The organism is Bradyrhizobium ingae (assembly GCF_055791185.1).
Genome location: NZ_JBVUBB010000029.1, coordinates 39,843 through 56,876, shown reverse-complemented (window position 1 = coordinate 56,876; position 17,034 = coordinate 39,843). Strand labels below are relative to the sequence as shown.

At 59.9% G+C, this 17,034-nt stretch carries 14 protein-coding genes and 2 pseudogenes; 12 read left to right on the top strand and 4 right to left on the bottom strand.

Annotation, left to right across the window (positions count from 1 at the left end; all coding sequences use genetic code 11):
• Positions 1-225 precede the first annotated feature (225 nt).
• Both ACV1FX_RS30740 and ACV1FX_RS30735 read left to right on the top strand, forming a co-directional pair.
• A pseudogene (locus ACV1FX_RS30740) lies at positions 226-1,279 on the top strand (LacI family DNA-binding transcriptional regulator).
• Between the two features lie 1,082 nt (positions 1,280-2,361).
• Positions 2,362-2,550 (top strand): hypothetical protein, encoded by a 189-nt coding sequence (locus ACV1FX_RS30735; RefSeq protein WP_473121297.1) that lies wholly within the window; start codon positions 2,362-2,364, stop codon positions 2,548-2,550.
• Between the two features lie 500 nt (positions 2,551-3,050).
• Here the strand turns inward: ACV1FX_RS30735 and ACV1FX_RS30730 are convergent, their stop codons facing one another.
• Together ACV1FX_RS30730 and ACV1FX_RS30725 are read right to left on the bottom strand one after the other, a co-directional pair.
• On the bottom strand, positions 3,051-3,437 hold the full coding sequence (locus tag ACV1FX_RS30730; RefSeq protein WP_473121296.1) for a response regulator transcription factor: 387 nt from the start codon (positions 3,435-3,437) through the stop codon (positions 3,051-3,053).
• 84 nt (positions 3,438-3,521) lie between these two features.
• Complete coding sequence (locus ACV1FX_RS30725) at positions 3,522-4,193, bottom strand: response regulator transcription factor (RefSeq protein ID WP_473121295.1); 672 nt, start codon at positions 4,191-4,193, stop codon at positions 3,522-3,524.
• Between the two features lie 435 nt (positions 4,194-4,628).
• Here ACV1FX_RS30725 and ACV1FX_RS30720 point away from each other — a divergent pair, with 435 nt between their 5' ends.
• Positions 4,629-4,811 (top strand): hypothetical protein, encoded by a 183-nt coding sequence (locus ACV1FX_RS30720; protein WP_084801912.1) that lies wholly within the window; start codon positions 4,629-4,631, stop codon positions 4,809-4,811.
• Positions 4,812-5,099: 288 nt separating this feature from the next.
• Here the strand turns inward: ACV1FX_RS30720 and ACV1FX_RS30715 are convergent, their stop codons facing one another.
• A complete protein-coding gene (locus ACV1FX_RS30715) occupies positions 5,100-5,228 on the bottom strand; it encodes a hypothetical protein (RefSeq protein WP_473121294.1) in 129 nt (42 codons plus the stop codon).
• Between the two features lie 224 nt (positions 5,229-5,452).
• Between ACV1FX_RS30715 and ACV1FX_RS30710 the strand changes: the two genes are divergently transcribed.
• From ACV1FX_RS30710 to ACV1FX_RS30690, 5 genes are all read left to right on the top strand, one after another.
• Complete coding sequence (locus ACV1FX_RS30710) at positions 5,453-6,886, top strand: MATE family efflux transporter (RefSeq protein WP_473121293.1); 1,434 nt, start codon at positions 5,453-5,455, stop codon at positions 6,884-6,886.
• A 336-nt stretch (positions 6,887-7,222) separates the two neighbouring features.
• The gene (locus tag ACV1FX_RS30705) at positions 7,223-7,825 is read left to right on the top strand and encodes a DJ-1/PfpI family protein (protein WP_473121292.1); all 603 of its coding nucleotides are present in this window, start codon (positions 7,223-7,225) and stop codon (positions 7,823-7,825) included.
• Between the two features lie 106 nt (positions 7,826-7,931).
• Complete coding sequence (locus ACV1FX_RS30700; protein ID WP_473121291.1) at positions 7,932-8,330, top strand: ribbon-helix-helix domain-containing protein; 399 nt, start codon at positions 7,932-7,934, stop codon at positions 8,328-8,330.
• A gap of 430 nt (positions 8,331-8,760) precedes the next feature.
• Positions 8,761-9,087 carry an HU family DNA-binding protein gene (locus tag ACV1FX_RS30695; RefSeq protein ID WP_473121290.1) on the top strand — a complete coding sequence of 109 codons (327 nt, stop codon included), beginning with the start codon at positions 8,761-8,763 and terminating at the stop codon, positions 9,085-9,087.
• Between the two features lie 420 nt (positions 9,088-9,507).
• Positions 9,508-9,846, top strand: coding sequence for a hypothetical protein (locus tag ACV1FX_RS30690; RefSeq protein ID WP_473121289.1), 339 nt, complete (start codon positions 9,508-9,510; stop codon positions 9,844-9,846).
• Between the two features lie 470 nt (positions 9,847-10,316).
• Here ACV1FX_RS30690 and ltrA read toward each other — a convergent pair whose 3' ends face one another.
• Entirely contained in the window at positions 10,317-11,840 is a 1,524-nt protein-coding gene (gene ltrA, locus ACV1FX_RS30685) for a group II intron reverse transcriptase/maturase (protein ID WP_473121288.1), read from the bottom strand.
• Positions 11,841-12,537: 697 nt separating this feature from the next.
• Between ltrA and ACV1FX_RS30680 the strand changes: the two are divergent.
• From ACV1FX_RS30680 to ACV1FX_RS30665, 4 genes and pseudogenes are all read left to right on the top strand, one after another.
• A pseudogene (locus tag ACV1FX_RS30680) lies at positions 12,538-13,732 on the top strand (DUF932 domain-containing protein).
• 236 nt (positions 13,733-13,968) lie between these two features.
• Positions 13,969-14,193, top strand: coding sequence for a hypothetical protein (locus ACV1FX_RS30675; RefSeq protein WP_473121287.1), 225 nt, complete (start codon positions 13,969-13,971; stop codon positions 14,191-14,193).
• Between the two features lie 311 nt (positions 14,194-14,504).
• Positions 14,505-15,728: a strawberry notch-like NTP hydrolase domain-containing protein gene (locus ACV1FX_RS30670; protein ID WP_473121286.1), complete on the top strand. Its 1,224-nt coding sequence runs from the start codon at positions 14,505-14,507 to the stop codon at positions 15,726-15,728.
• Positions 15,728-16,783, top strand: coding sequence for a DUF7146 domain-containing protein (locus tag ACV1FX_RS30665; protein ID WP_473121285.1), 1,056 nt, complete (start codon positions 15,728-15,730; stop codon positions 16,781-16,783). Before ACV1FX_RS30670 ends, ACV1FX_RS30665 begins: the two co-directional genes overlap by 1 nt.
• Positions 16,784-17,034: the final 251 nt, after the last annotated feature.

Below are 17,034 nucleotides of genomic sequence, written 5' to 3'. Positions count from 1 at the left end.
GTCGTCGACTGTCGTCGGCCACGAGTCACGCTATGCTCGTGCACCGTTCTGATGGCGAGCGGCAACCTTTAGTGGCAGCGTGACAACTCACATCCTTTTGGCTCGTTTATCGGACTATGCATGCCGCTGGCGTAGACGTGTGCACGTCGTTGAATGCGGCTTGATCTGTAATTTTGAGATGCCAGAAAGAACTATATGTTTTCGTCATGGCATCTCAATTCACGGATGACACCTCCGGGAGATAGCGATGAAACGACCTCGATCGCCGACTTGGCGCAGGCAGCCGGCGTGAGCATGTCGACGGCAAACCGGCTCCTGCATGGTGGTGCCACGGTGCGCTCCGAAACCGTCGAGCTTGTCGTGGAAACAGCAGAAAAAATAGGCTTTTACGGATTGGGGACGCTGCGCGAGCGCAGGAAGTCGCACCGGAATCTTGGGTTTCTGATGCAGCAGTCGCATCGGCCGCTTTATCAGTTGTGGGCCGCACAAATCGTCGCTGCCGCAGCCCGGCGCAGCGATACCCTTATCAACGCGAATGTTCTCTTCGAAGACGACCTGGCCGCGGAAGCCGTTGCCACCAACCTCTTGAGCCTTGGGAAGGATAGCGACGCCGTCGCCATGATCACGGCCGACCATCCCCCGGTCGGTCAGGCGATCGACGAAATTGCGGGCCACACGCGTTCCAGTCGGCGCCTATATCACCGACCTCTCCGCCGCGAGCCGCGCAGGCTTTGTGGGAACTGACGACTGGAAGGCCGGTCGAACAGCGGCCTGGTTCATCAGGCAGATGGTCCGCGAGCGAGGCAAGGTATTTCCCTTGATCGGCAGCCACCGCTATCAGTGCCAGCATGTTTCAGGCGCGAGTTTTCGCTCCTACATGCGCGAGCATGCCCCGGACTTCGACGTCAGCGACACATTGCTGATTCATGAAGACCCCGGGAAGGCCCATGGAATCCTCCGAAACCTGATCGACGAACATCCGGACCTCAGGGGCATCTTCGTCAATGATGGCGGCATTTCCGGCGTCTTAGGTGCGATGCGCGAGCTGTCTCCCGAACGACAGCGGACAATCCGCATCGTCTGCCGCGACCTAGGACCTGAGACACGCAAGGGCCTGAGCGAAGGGCTGATTACCGCGTCTATATGCCGTCCCTTCGACAAGATGCCGCAGGAGCTGATCGATGTGATGCTGCGCTTGGTCGAACGTCGAGACACGCCGTCGATCGAGCAACGAATCGTTCCGTTCGAGATCCTTACGCCGCAAAGCAAATGGACATAAAGAAGTAGGTATTGCCTCAATTGCTGCTGAGGAAATCCATGAGCGGAGGCGAACAAGGAAAATCGCGATGGATTGCGCGCAGGGCCTCAGAATGGTTGATATGGGCGGCACACGCATGTGTGAAGGGTTCGCGCTGTGGTTTGTCGCCCGGTGAAACGGCAACGCCGCCCGCTTGAAATAACGGCGGGCGGCGTTACTCAGGACTCGGGAGGGTGGTGCAAAATCCCGGTAAACAATGGGTCTGCACGTCCTGTGCCAAGGCTTATGTCTCGGGCCGAGATACCCGCGCAAGGGGTTTGGATAAGGAAGCCGCACGTGGCCAAGCTCCATCTGACTTTACCAGTCACTCTGTCCCCGGACGGTGATGCTGATCATCATATATGAAAGGTTTCGCGCGCGTGCGCTCTGAGGACCAGATGCGAGCCGACGAGACGCAGCTGCGGCCGCTCGGTTTTGCATCCCTTCCTGCCGTTCGGTCGGTGAAATAAAGAGTGGGGCGGCACCGACGACTGGATCGGGAGATGCGCCGAGTCCGCCCCAGCATCACCTGGGAGGTGGTGATGCGGATTTGAACGTAGCAAACAACCCGACGCTGCAGCACCTGCAGCTATCTCATGCCAGGATGGCCCCGACGAGGCTTGAATCGCACGCGGCGTGAAGTTGTACGTTGTGAGCTTTTATGTGTCTGTCTGAGCAGACATGAAAGCCGCGCAAGATGACGATAACGAGAAACGGGTAGGCAGGTTCGACGCAGCGAAAGTGATCGCCGGGGATCGAACATCAGTCAGCCGTTCCACGATCGATCCTGCCCCTTCTCCCACCCGCTCAACCTCGGCCTGCCGTGTCTGTGCAAAGTCGATAGTGCATCCGACTTTATCCTCGATAGGATCCGGCTAACAGCTCTCGATCCTCGTTCTGAGTCTGACAGCGCTTCACAAAGTGTAAGATCCAAAACACCGGGCGATTGTCCTTGCGAGCTCATGCGAAGCGCAATCACGCGCTCAATGCACGTGAGGCGCGTTGGCACGGCCCTTGCTGTTTCTCGCGGTAGGCCAATAGAGGCCGATTTGACGGAGCTGAACATGAACAGCACGACAGGATCTTGGGCTTACGGAGAGAAGGCGCCGATGCCGAGCCAAGAACAGACCACTTCAAAAGAAGTTCGCGGCTCTTTGACCAGCGGTGGTTTTGGGACCCTGCCGCCGGTTGCGAAAGTTGCGGCTGGAGCGGCCAGGGTGTGTGAAGAAATCGGGCGCAGCACTGCGGCCTAAGCAGGGCCGCAACTGCGGTACCGCTGACCTCGCCTTGCCCCTTGACGGCAGGGCGAGGAAGCGCCTCCGCGTTGCATCTCGGGAGACTTGGCAACCGTATGCGGTTGCTCATTCGTCAGGTAGGGAAGGATTACCTCTTCGGCGAGATAGACAATCCCCAGGGGAGCGCGGTGATGGGTTGTGCAATTCTCATTGCACCGCAATGGAGAATACCGCGATAGCCCTGATGGGTTCTTGCCGGACAGGTTTAATGAACGTTCAGCATGAGACACCGGAGGCTACGTGCCTTTCGGTGGAGGTCCGGTGGGGTTTGAGAGCGCGCGCCATGGATCATCGTTTCAAGAGGCCCTTGGTCGGCCCCGCGCTCAACACCTTTGCCGATCTCGCTCATCATGAATGGCTGCGTGACCGGATGGTCATCGCAGAATGTGGCCGATCAACAACGCCGTTGATTTCAAGATAAGCTGAAACCAGTGAAGTGGTGGACAGCGGCTGAGGCGTCATCCGCTTGGACCGTCCGATCCCTCCAGAGCAATCTTTACGCATTTGATCAAGGCTTGCGTGACAAGCGGTTTGGCAAGAAACCCGATCGCGCCGGCCTTGATCGCGCGGGCGCGCACTGCATCGTCCGGAAAGGCCGTGATCAAGATGAAAGGCATGTGATGGCCCAGGCCGCGCACGTGCATGAGCAGGTCAAGTCCGCTCATTGCCGGCATCTGGATGTCTGAAATCACGCAGGACGCCTCGTGCAATTCCGCCGATTGGAGGAATTCAAAGGCGGAGGCAAAGGTCTGGACGCTATATCCGCACGACGTCAGAAGGTTGGTCGTTGCGGCGCGAACGGATGGATCATCGTCGATGACCGAAATGACAGGTGGCGTTGACAAGATGACTGCTCATGATCGGGGAACTACTTGCCGCGGCTGCGGCCGCACGAAAGTGGGGGCACGGCATAGGATTGAAAAGCATACTTAGGTTTGTACGTCCCCCTTCGGACGGGAAATTCCGAGCGCTTCACTCATTTTTATCAGGTCCGCCAGCGACTTGGCCCGCATTTTGCGCATGACCTGCCCGCGATAGATCTTGACCGTAATTTCCGCAAGGCCAAGCTCGCCCGCCACTTGCTTGTTCAACAGGCCAGATGTGACCAGGGGCAGAATGTCGCGCTCGCGTGGCGTTAGGCTTTCGAAGCGGGATCGCAGGTCGGAGACCGTTTTCTCGAGGTCGCGCCGCCTGCGATCTCGTTCGATCGCGGCCTGGACCGCGTCGAGCAAGTCCTGCTCGCGTACCGGCTTGGTCAGGAAGTCGACCGCACCGCTCTTCATGGCCTGGACGGTCATGGGAATATCGCCGTGACCTGTGATGAAGATGATGGGAGTGTGGATGTTAGCCTTAGCGAGATCGGACTGGAGCTCGAGGCCGCTCGATCCCGGCAGACGGATGTCGAGCACGAGGCAACTCGGCAGCTCTGGCGGGTCGGCTTGCAAAATTTCGGCTGCAGAGCCGAAAGCCTCGACCTGGAGGCCCACCGATTCGAAAAGATTTGTGAGAGCCTCGCGCATCGAAGCGTCGTCGTCGACGACCAAGACGATGGCGTCATCAGGACGTGTGCGCGACCGCATCTCTTGCGAGAGCTCACTCATGATGCATCCTCTGGCTGCAAGCGCGGGACGATCCTAAATGTCACGCCGTATCTCCGGTTAGAAATCGAAAGAAAGTGCCTTGATGCCGGCCACAACTGTCTGTGCGGCCGAATTCGCCAATTTCGTAGGCAGCCAGGCCTGATCGCAAAACTTCCCATATTTCGACTATATGGACGATTCGTTTGCGGCAAAAGGACGATGCAGGCCCGACTGGGCCTCTGTTGTTGGCGGTCGAAGGGTCTTGCTGCTCTGGCGCAAGCGGCTGCGGTTTGGAGGGCGCAAATTCCGCGGGGGCCCCGACCGGTACTCTGAAGCCCGCGGAAATTCCCCGCTGCATCATGCTTGTGCAATATGGCGGTCGTCGGCGCTGGCGAGGCCCGGCCGACTCAGGTTAAGCAGCCGTCATCGATCAGTCCAACGCGCTGAAGGAATGAAATGGTCGCTGCCGCTCCAAAACTTCCCGCTTCCGGTTTTGCTCTCGAAGTGGATGGTCGATTGAAAGCTGAATTTGCGACCAAAGACGGGGCCTGGGCCGGAGCGAAGGAGTTAAAGCAGCGCTTTCCCAGGCTTCAGGTCAGAATTTATGATGCTCAGACAAAGTCCAGAGAGGAAGTCTAGCTTTCGCGCCTGACTTTCCCGCTTTCGGTTTTTGCCGCGCGTGCGGCTTGCCTCAAACCACTGCAAGATCGAGATCACGTATCCCTGATGGCGGCTGTCGGATTTCTGACGTGCTGTCAGAGCCGCGACACGTCCGCTTCAGCGGATCGCCTTCTAGTTCAAGGCTTTCGCGTTGGCACGAGCTTTGAAGAGAGAAACTCGTTCAGGACGGAAGTTCAAGGATTCACAGTGACCGACGATATCAATTGCCCGTATGCGAGGAACGTGACTTCGGGACATTTAACGCCGCTACCCTTTTGGCTGCGCGCTCTTGCGAGATTTTCCGGCTAAATCGAGCGCGCCGGGATCCAATTCGCGCCGATACCCGTGTGCGATGTTGATGATCGACCATTTCGGTGTGTCGGCCAGCAGCTGCATCTCCTTCACACGAAGGCGGTGCCGCTGGCGGAAGTGACGGAGCTGCTCTCATCAGTTGGCGAGCAGCGGGCGGGCCTCGAGCTCAATGCGGATCTATCGCGCGCAATCGCTGATGTGAGCTCGCCTCAGTAGTCATCGCGAGTTATAGGGCAGGGAAGCGAATCCTCTTCTCTCTGATGCAGAAATTGTGGGGCCGGCAAAACAAACCGGACAGCGTTATTTCTATGGACAAACTCGTCGAAAAGCCCCAGCTGACCTTCCAGGACAAACGGACGACATGGGGGAAATACCATCACTTCGCTGTCGAGCTTGCCGAAGTTGCGAAGCTCGCGTGGCCGATGGTGTTGACGCAGCTTGGGCAGGTCGCGATGATGACCACCGACCTTGCCTTGATCGGGCGCATCGGTCCTGAGGCGCTTGCTGCAGCAGCGCTAGGGGCCACGATCTTCCTCATTGGCTTCATTCTTGGCGTAGGTTTGCTGGCGCCGATCGCGCCCCTGGCAGCCCAGGCGTTCGGGGCGGAGGATCTTGCCGCGGTAAGACGCACGCTGCGCATGGGACTCTGGGCGGCGCTGCTGCTATCGCTCCCGATCATGGCATTCGCGTTTCACGGCGAGCAAATACTGCTCGCTTGCGGCGAGGCGCCCGACGTGGCGCAGCTCGCACAGCAATACCTGTTCGGACTAGCCTTTGGCGTGGTGCCGGCACTGTGGTTTCAGGGTTTCCGCAACTTCATGGCCGCGGTCCACCGGCCGCAGCCGGTGTTGTGGATTACGCTTGGGGCTATCCCCTTCAACGCCCTCATGGCTTATCTCTTGATCTATGGGAAGCTGGGCCTGCCGCCGCTTGGCCTGTTCGGGGCCGGTCTTGCAAGCACCTTCGTGAACTTTGCGATGTTCCTGGCCGTTCTGTGGTTTACCACAATGCGTCTCCCTTTCCGAGATTATCACGTCCTTGCGCATTTCTGGCGTTTCGATTGGCCCTTCATGCAGCGGTTGATCGTGACCGGGATTCCGATCTCACTGATTGTTTTGCTGGAATACGGATTGTTTTCCGCCGCGGCGCTGCTGGCCGGACTGGTCAGCGTCAGCGCACTCACTGCCCATCAGATCGCATTCCAGGTCGACTTGATGTTGTTCGTGGTTCCGCTAGGCATCAGCACGGCGGCGGCCGTGCGCGTTGGCCATGCAGTCGGCCGCGGTGACGGTCCCGGCGTCAAAAGGGCAGGGCTGATCGCTCTACTGCTCGGCATTCTGGCCGCTGCACTGCTGACGACCGCGGTCGTCGCGATGCGTTTTCAGATTACCGGTCTTTTTCTGGACCAGACGGCTGACGGCACCAGCGCGACGACAGAACTGGCGGCAAACCTCCTTTTGATCGGCGCGAGCTTCTTTATCAGTGATGCCGCACAGCACATTGCGGCGGGCGGTTTGCGCGGACTGAAGGACACCCGCATCCCGCTACTGTTCGCCTGCATAGCCAATTGGGCGATCGGCTTCACCCTTAGCTACGTGCTTGGTTTGAAGATCGGGCTTGGCGCCATTGGCATCTGGATCGGATTGTCAATTGGGACGACCGTCTACGCGGGCTTTCTCGTTTTGCGTTTCCTGCTGCTGGCGAGCAGGTTTGCCCTTCAGAGGTGTCCGTCAATCTCGTAAGTCAGGTTATTGCCAGTCAGAATGCTCGGGACCATCAACAAGGTTGGCTTAGCTCGCACTATTACTTGTTGTGGCGCTATGATGTCCTGCGTCGCATTTGTCGCGAGGGAAAACCGCTCCACACTTTCAGCCCAACGCGGCCCTTCGGGTCCGGATCAGTCCACGGTATTCTATCCCACAACTTGCTCATCTTTGCGCGCACACTGCCGACGGCAGCGTGCGCGAACCGCTTGCTCGACTGCGTTAACCGGTTAACACCAAGTCCCGTCCGCCGGCTGTATCCTTGCCTTGGGCGCCCAAAGAGCGAGCGCTGGAAGCAATGAGGGAGGCTAATGCATGAGCGGCAAACGCATTCTGATGATCGTCGGGGATTTTGGTGAGGACTACGAAACAATGGTCCCGTTCCAGGCCCTGCTCGCCGTCGGCCACACGGTACATGCCGTCTGCCCCGGCAAGGTCGCAGGTGACACAATCGCGACGTCGATCCATGATTTCGAGGGCCAGCAGACCTACAGCGAAAAGCGCGGCCACAATTTCACGATCAATACAACATTCGCCGAAATCGATTGCTCAACTTACGACGCGCTCGTGATCCCGGGGGGCCGGGCTCCCGAATACCTTCGCACCGATGAACGGGTGATCGAGCTGGTGAGGTACTTCTTCGATGCCGAGAAGCCCGTCGCCGCAATCTGTCATGCGGCGCAGCTCCTTGCAGGCGCCGGCGTGTTGAAGGGGCGCACCTGTTCGGCCTATCCGGCCTGCCGCGTCGAAGTCGAACTCGCCGGCGGTGTTTATGCCGATATCCCGATTGATGGCGCCGTGACAGATCGCAATCTGGTCAGCGCGCCGGCTTGGCCGGCGCACCCAGCGTGGCTGTCACAATTTCTTGCCGTTCTGGGCACGACGATCAGCCATTCCGGCCTGCGCCGCGCCGCATGATCGTCCGGTTTGACGACGCCTGGCCGGCGGGGAATGAGCGTAGGTACAGGCAGGGCAGGCTGATAGACTGTAACCTGGCTAGTTCGGATGCCCGAGGAGGTGGCCCATGTGCAGGCTCTTTGTCAACGCGGATGCGGAGCTTTGGCAGACTCGGCTGAAGTCCGTGCGAATGCGCGGTTTCTCCACCAGCATCCGATTGGAGAACCTTTACTGGCGGATTCTGGAGGAGATCGCGCAGCGCGACGGCATGACACTCTCGCAGCTCCTGGACCGGCTGCATGAAGAATTGCTGGAGGATCGGGGGAATGTGGAAAATTTTTCCTCGTTCCTCCGCGTCTGCTGCGGCCGGTATTTGATGCTGCAGCTCTCTGGCGACATCCCGCGCGATTTCGCCACGCCAATCAGATCGCTAGACGCCAACAGCATCCTCGAGCGCGAGGCGCGACGCTATGCTGCGGACGCCCGGAGCGTGAATAACAAATCGAGGATTTCAGTCGCTGGTTAGGCAGAATGGCGTCAATCGATGGCGGTTGCCGCAGCTCGCCTGGGAAAGAACAAGCTAGTTTCAAAGGGAGCGCCCGAAACGATTCGAACATATGAACCTCCGGAGCTCAATCCAGTTGAGCTACGAGCGCATGCTTGCACGCGGTTCTCGCAAGCGTGAAGCGACAAACGGTCTCTCACAAGCCTTTGAGTTTCAGACCTTTTCAAGGGCCGGGAATCTATCCCAGCCGACGTAAGAAGTAGGCGGGGGGTCGGGAACACCTCGAACGGATCCTTGTATTTTGCCTTCCAATAGGTTTTAAGCCCGTCACCTCATGACCTCAGCGTGAAACAAAAGCGATTCGTGCAGTTTTGCCGTGCTCGAACAAAAGCAACCAAGCCGGCGTAGCTCACGCATTTGAATCGATTTGCGGCTTTCAAAGGAATCCACTATGGCCAAGATGACCAAGAACCAGCTCATTGACGCGATTGCTGAAGGAACTCAGATTTCCAAGAGTGACATAAAGGCCGTCATCGAGCAGATGGCAACTGTAGGCTACAGAGAGTTGAACCAGTCCGGGGAGTTCGTCATTCCGGGCTTCGTAAAGATGTCGGTCGTCAACAAACCCGCCACTGAGGCCCGTATCGGAGTGAATCCGTTCACGAAGCAGCCGATGCAATTCGCGGCCAAGCCAGCCAGCAAATCGGTTAAAGCGTCACCGCTCAAGGTCGCTAAAGACGCAGTGCGGTATGAAGAGGCTCCCGCTCTCACGGGCTAAATTGCAGTTGGACTGGACGGAGGGTCATCGCCGCTAGATGGAAGGCACTGGAGGCCACGGTGGATAGCCTCGCAAAGCGAGGTGCGTACTTGGCCTCAAAGGCCAGCGAAATGCAGCTACTCGGAGGTCCGGATACGCTCGCGAAGCAGGTCGAGGAGCGGGTGCAGCGATGGATTGCAGTTGGGGGGCCGCCAATATCGGAAGCGGAAGCGACCCGGCCGACAACCGGTAGAAATCGAGTAGCGGCCGGCCACGCTGTTTCCGAGCAGTTGCCCGTCGGTTTCTCATGACGATCGTAGGTAAGAAAGAAACCAAACGATAGCGATCGAGTCGTTGCCCAGACTGCATCCATTGTCATCCACAGAGTCGGCCCGGAGGAATTGAGGCTTCTGGTGACCTGCCCGAAGCATAACAGCGAAGATGCGCGAAAGCTTTACATACTTCGCCGCGATCTGTTCGAGGATGATTGCGATCGCGACTCCATTCGTCCGGAAACAGGCAAGCCCTTTCGCCAATGTCGACTGGGCCGAGAGTGTGGTGCTGACGAATGGCAACGTGAAAACCGATCTCCCGACTGTTCAGAATTTCGGACCCGAATCGCCGCTGAAAAGGGGAGCAATGGCCAAGAAGCAAGGCATTCCGAGGCGGCTGTTCAAATTCCGCGCGTTCGACAATCGCACATTGGATATGATCAATCTCTTTTATACCGATCCGAGCACGTTCAATGATCCGCTCGACGCGCGGTCATCGCTTCGCTGATTCTGCATTTCGAAGAAGATCACGGTGGACGTCCGCGGCGAGATCCTGCTGCTCAAGGACACCCTCAACACGATGGTCGAGCAGCTTGCGGACCTTCATCGGGGCGTAGCATCATATCGCTTCAAAAGCGCGCGATGTATTCATCGACGGGCTTTGCTGGTCAGCACCCCAATGGTTTGCCGTGTCCCTGCGGGACCGGGCTGTCGGCTGGCGCGGAAAACCCCGGCTTGAGCTGGGTTTTCACCCATAAGCTTTCATCCCTGACAGAAGCTCCGGCGGCAGCGGAATTTCGTCGGCTTCGGCGACAGACGATGCAGGAGAGGAAGAGTGGAGCGGTGTTGGCCGGTAGAGTAGGGATGAAGCGCCTTACCCCGTCACCGAGGCAGGTTTCTTCATCCCCCGCTCCGAACCGGACGTGCGAGTTTCCCCGCATCCGGCTCTCCATGCGTGGCGTTTGCCACGGGTGGCCCTCACAGTGTTTCGAGGGCGCGGGTCGCTTCCCAGAATTTATCGGCTCCCTTCAGGAAGTGCTCTTCCGGGTCGTCCCATCCGTTCGGTATGCGTAGTCCCCGATCCGGGTAGAGCAGCCGTTTGGCATCAGCAAACCGGGCGAGCTTCTTTCCGCCCAGACGCCAACCACTGTCTTTCCCTCCCGACGCGGTGTAGATACGACGCAGCTTCCTTCCAGATGCTTTGCCGTGTTTCTTGCCGAGCCAGGACTTGAGGCGCCAATACATCCACCAGTCGTTTTTGGCGAACTCCCTCCATGACCGTGAGGCATAGCGGTAGTAATTGCGCCAACCGATGATGACTGGATTGAGATCATCAATGAGGTCGGTGAGGGTGAAGCCGGTAGGCGTTCCCCGCACTTTGGCCTTGATCTTGTCGCGCAACAGCTGCGACTTGTTCTTCGGAATGAAGAGCATGCCGACACGGCGTCCAGTCGAACGCAGTTTCTCTTGTGCGACCCGATAACCGAGGAAGTCAAAGCCCTCCCGGACATCGGTGATCTTGGTCTTCTCCATCGACAACTCCATGCGCAACTCCTCTTTGAGGAATTGCGCCAGCGCCAGACGCTCATCTTCGGCATCCTGCTGCGTTCCCTGTACGAGGACGACAAAGTCGTCCGCGTATCGCACCACGTAGAACCCCGGACGACCACGTCGGTAGTCGGTCTGTAGGCGCTGTCGCGCTCGCACCGGTGTTTTATCCCGTGGGTTGGGAATCCAGCGCCGGTATCGTTCATCGATGGCCGTCAGATAGACATTGGCCAAAAGCGGCGAGACGATACCCCCTTGCGGGGTTCCGGTTACCGGATGCCGACGATTGCCCTCGATCATGATGTCAGCTTTCAGGAACGCGAGGACGAGCCGCAGGACCTTCCGGTCCCGAATGCGTCGCCGCACCCGTTCCATCAGCACATGATGATCGATGGCGTCGAAACACCCCTTGATGTCCCCTTCAATTACGAACCGGGTCCGAGAAGGACCGGCCTTTGTCGGGTCCAGCCTGTGGCGCACTTTTGCGAGTGCGTCGTGGGTGCTCCGACCGGGCCGGAAGCCGTACGAGGTCGAATAGAAATCCGCCTCGAAAATCGGCTCCAGCACCAGTTTGAGCGCCGTTTGGACCAGTCGGTCTTTGAGCGTGGGAATGCCCAATGGACGAAATTTTCCCGGTTTGCCCGGCTTCGGGATGAGCCTTTGCCGGACAGCTTGAGGCCGGTAGATTCCTTGTCGCAGTTCTTGCCGGATGTTTTCCAGAAAGCCCGCGACACCATCGGGACGCTCTTCGACCGCCTTTCGCGTGACGCGATCCGTACCGGGTGTATTGCTGCCCTTGTTACGGGCTAGCCGTTCCCACGCACGAAACAACGTTCGGCGATCGCATACGATGTTGAACAGATCTGCGAACCTCTTGTCGGGGTCCGCAGCACTCCACCGATACAGCTTGCGCTGCATGTTGAGAATGAACTCGGTATTCACCGTGTCGGACAAGTTGTCCATCTCCTGCTTACAAGTTGCATTCACTGCCCGCCTTCGCCATGTGGACGGCTTTCCCGCCCTCGGACTACTATGCAGGCTCCGACTCCGCCGTGCGCGTTCGCCGGTCGCTTCGGCCATCCGTCCCCGAGGGGGCGGAAACGCGGGCGGGCTCCCAAGTCCCACCGCTGCTCCTCGTCCGCTTTAGGAGCCGACTCTACCCCGTGTGGACTCTGGCCTCCGGGCCTTGCAGGCTTTCCCGGCTGCTGACGTCGAGTTGCCCCGACGTCCCTGATGCACACCCATCAATTGCGCATCGGCACTCCACAAGTCTTTCGACTTAACTCACCCACTTCCGAGTTGGTGAGATGCCTTCTAACGGGGCTTCGGCCATCGGTTCGGTTTCCCTCTCCGTAGCGGACTCGCTGGCCGGACCGTTGTTGGGATCGGAAGTCCCCTCACGTCCGGCTTTAGCGGGTTCTGCTGATTTACGGCCTCCCGGAAGCACCCGTTCGGCCTCACCCGCTCACTTCGCGCCCCACGCTGCACCGTGTGGCGGGGAGGGCTTCGCACCCTCCGGAGCTAATCGGTAGTTAGACCTCTAACTCAGTTTCCTCCTTTCCAATCAAAGAGTTAGAGGGATGCGCTTGGCGCACTGACGGGTTGAGGGCCGGAGGAGAGTCTTCCGGCGCCCGTCATGGAGATTGCCCCCATGAATACGCAGGTTCTTGATGCCCACCGCGATACAAGCGGCGGTTACAGAGTGGATGTAAGTCGCGGCGAGCGCGTCGCTCGGGTGTCCTCGGAGTGGTTTTCTCGTCCCGCTGATGAGCGTTATCTCTCGCTCAACGAACTGGCTCGCGCGGTGCGCGAGCGCACGGATCGCAGCAGGACGCGCGTGGTCGAAAGCGCGCTCATCCATGTGGAAGCAAGCCGTACCGACCCCGAGCGCTTGGCGCTGATGCTGCCCGGCTCGGACAAGCCAGTTGCGCCGACCCACTGGAGCTTCGGCCAGCTTGCAAGCCAGGTCGGCGCTCCAGCCGCTTACCTACGACAGCTCCCCGCGGCACTCGCGGGCATCAACCTGCAATATGGTCTGACCGCCAATCGCGTCGAACAGATCAAGACGCTCGAGACCGAGGATAGTCGCGTTGAGCTGCGCGCCGTCACCGGCCCCGACTACGGGCGGATCTATGACCACGAGTTGGTCGAGGCCGTGCAGCGCATCGCCGGCAATGGCACGGGCGATACGCGGTGGAAGGTGCCGGGTGTGCTCGACTGGTCAACCGGGATCTACAATCCCCGTGTCGACATTTCCAAGGACACGACCACCCTCTATGCATCGGACAGGGACGTCTTCCTTTTCCTCGTCGATGACCTCAACCCGATCGAAGCTGGTCGTCTCCGGGACGGCTCGCCTGACCTCTATTTCCGCGGCTTCTACTGCTGGAACTCGGAAGTCGGGGCGAAGACGCTCGGCATGGCGAGCTTCTATCTCCGTGCAGTTTGTCAAAATCGTAATTTGTGGGGCGTGGAGGATTTCGAGGAGGATCACCATCCGCCATTCCAAATACGCAGCCTCCCGCTTTGCTCACGAGGCCGCTCCGGCGCTGCTGAACTTCGCCAACTCCTCACCCATGCCATTCGTCAATGGCATTAAGACCGCCCGCGAGCGGATCGTGGCACGCAGCGACGAGGATCGCACCGAGTTTCTGCGCCGCCGCGGCTTCTCCAGGGCCGAGACAGGCAAGGTGATCGACGCCGTGCTGGCGGAGGAAGGCCGTCCGCCTGAAAGCATCTTCGATTTTGTGCAGGGCATCACCGCCGTCGCGCGCGACAAGCCGCATCAGGATGCCCGCCTGGACATGGAGGCCAGAGCCAAGAAGTTACTCGACCGGGTGGTGTGATTTTCGCGACGCCGGGCATTTTCGGATCTTAAAGCTCGGTGAGTCTGCGCTTTTCCGATGCGCGGATTTTAGTTGTGCTTCCTCTCGAAAAGACCGGAATGCGACGCCGTCGCGGGCGGACAATCCCGCGACGACTTTCGGCGGGGGCCCGTCGGCAAACTCGCAGTTGCGTGCAGCACAGAAAAGATATTGCTGCAGAGTGTCGGGGCCGCCGTTATCGCGCGCTTGGACTCCTGGTGAAGCAGGAGCGCCTTCTGAAGACCGCGCTGGTCCCCTGCATCGTCGGTGATGCGATCACAGAGATCAGCGCGGAAGAGGACTGTAGCTCGCCGACATCGTTCATCGCGTCGCGCCTCATCCGCGCGGGCCAGTTTCGTGCATCCCAGACGTTGCGCGAACAAGGCTGTTCCGAGCGAGACATCGCGGCTAGCTTCTTCGTTTCCGCCGACATGGTCAAATAGCAGCTCCGGCTCGCGGCAGTCTGTCCGGCAGCGCGCTTCGCCGTGTTCGCGCGCGAGCGCGGCGTTTCCAGTGCTCGATGAGCTGCTGGGGCACGATCTCGTGTGCTTCCGCGCGCCGCGGCCCTGCCAGGGCGATCCGTTGTTGCAGCTTACGAACGCGATGCGCGAGGCCCGTATCGCTTGGTGGCCCGGCGTGAGGGCGGCCGCGTGACAAGAGCTGAGAGGGCCGCCGTGACGGGTTTGAGCCGGCCTGGTCCAGAGAGAGCGCCAGCCGGCTCGACCCGCTCCTGCTCTCCGAAAGAAATCCTGCCATGACCGAATCTCTCGCCGGCGGCGCTGTCGCCGCGCCGCTATCGATGCGTGCCGCTGCAAATATCACCTCCGCCGTCGTCAGGGCTGCGCGGCAGCTCTTGACGGACCTCGAACGCGACCGTCGTATCGATGTCGGTGTCCTGCGCAGCGCTATGAAGGCTGCCCTTGGTGCCTCGGACGCGGACGGCGCCTGGAACTGGAAGACCGCCTATGACACTTGCGAGGCGGCGACCGTTCTTTTTGTTCGCAAGTTTGGTCCAGTCATGCGGTCCAAGCCTGGTTCGACGGTCGCGATGCTGCCCCTGCTCGCGAGAATCGCAAATTGTCTGCAGACCCTTACGCGCCGTTCCGAGGACTGTCAGGCGCTTCAGCAATTCTCGACCCCGATCCCGCTCGGGCTTGCGGCATGCACCGCAGCCGGCATTGCGCCGGCCGACCGCATTTTGAAGCCCTCCGCGCGGACCGGTTTGCTCGCCACCTTTGCCGAAGAATTGCAGTCGATCCGCATTCCCGGATCGTGCGCACATCTGATCAAGACCGTGCAATCCGCCCAGGTGGCGTCCGCCGCGTCACCGAAGCCGAACGACCCTCCGCACCGGCCTTCAAGTCTGATGGCCGATGGTGTTCTCTCGGACGCCCGGCTCGGCGCAGGCAAGGGGCCGCAGGTCGCCGGTATCCTGCTCGACAATTGGCTCAAGGGCCGCCGCCGGGCGGTCTGGATCAGCAAGCCTGCCGAGCTGATCGAAGATGCGCAGCGCGACTGGTCCGCGCCCGGCATGGCGCGGCTGCTTGTGAGACCGCTGTCGCGTTTCCGTCCGGACACCCCGATCCGGCTTTCGGAAGGCGTCCGATTTGCCACCTACGCTACGCTGCCCACCGACGAACGCGGCGAAAAGCTTTCGCGTGTAACCCAGATCGTTGAATGGTTGGGCTCCGATATCGACCGAATGATCGTCTTCGAGGAGAGCCACGCCAAGACCGTTTTCGAGCTCGCCGAAGATCTTCAGCTCCGCCGCGTACGACTGATGGGTGTAAACCGCACTGAAGTCTCCGGGTTCAACGGCACGATGGGGGACCATCCCAAGTCTTACGGCCTTTTCCGCGAGATCATCTCCTGGAAGCTGCGCAGGTTCGTCCTGGCAGATGCGATCCGACCTGGGATCCGCGCCCAGATGCGGGAGCGCTATCCGCTTCGGCGGGTCGCTGAACGCGAGGCCGCGTGATGGGACGCCCACCTTCCGAACTGGCACATCGTCTCGCGCGTGAGGCCGAGGCGGTGTGCCGCCATTATCTCTCCAACGGCCGGCGCCAAGGCCGCTACTGGATGGTTGGTGATGCCCGCAACACGCCGGGACGCTCGATGTTCGTGCGACTGATAGCCTCCCCCAAGGGGCCAGCCGGAAAATGGACCGACGCTGCAACGGGTGAGCATGGCGACCTGCTCGATATCATCCGCGAAAGCTGCGGGCTTGTTGATTTCCGTGAGGTTGCCGGGGAGGCGCGGCGTTTTCTCAACTTGCCTCGTTCGGCCCCCGCGCCATCCTCGAAGGTTGCGCACAATAAAGCACTTGCGGGTTCGCCCGAGGCGGCCGTGCGCCTCTTCGCCATGTCGCAGCTGGTCGCCGGAACTCTCGCCGAGACCTATTTGCGGGGCCGGGGCATTGCCCCTTTCTGCATCGATGGTGAGCTGCGCTTCCACCCGCACTGTTACTACCGATCCGATGAGGATACCGAAACAGAGATCTGGCCGGCATTGATCGCGCGCGTTACGGATCTAAATGGTCGGATGACTGGCGTGCATCGCACCTGGCTTGATCCTCACGGCTTTGATCGCGTGCGCCTCGGAAAGGCGCCACTCGACACGCCGCGACGTGCCATGGGCGATCTGCTCGGTAACGCGGTCCGATTCGGTACCGCCGATGAGGTGCTTACGGCGGGAGAGGGGATCGAGACGATGCTCTCGCTCCGCTGCGCGGCTCCGACGATGCCAATGGCTGCTGCGCTTTCCGCAAACCATCTTGCCGCCCTGCAGCTTCCGCTGGCGCTACGTCGCCTCTACATTGCACGCGATGCCGATGCGGCAGGCGATCTCGCGGTAGCGGCCCTGACGGAGCGCGCCATGCATGCCGGTGTTGAGGCGATTGCCTTATCGCCGCGACTTGCAGACTTCAACGAGGACCTGCGAACGTTCGGCCTCGGCGCGCTGCGAGCGTCACTGCGCATCCAACTCGCGCCGCAGGATGTCGTTCGCTTCATGCGCCGGGGAACGGCCAGGTAACAGATGTTTGTTCTGCCGTCCTGACCGATCTGGTAAGGCCCATGCCCGACAGAGCCGCGCCGGCTTCAAAAAGGTGATCTCTGCGCCGCAGCCCAAAGCCCGTTCGCATCGTGGATTAGTCCAAGGCTGATAGAGCGGCACGCGCGGGAGTAAGTCGGTTCTGTCACACAACCAAGATCCAGCACTCATTCTTGAAGTTACCTTGCCTCAGCTGCTCAAATTCTTTCGGAGTTGGCGAGGCGTAAATCGGA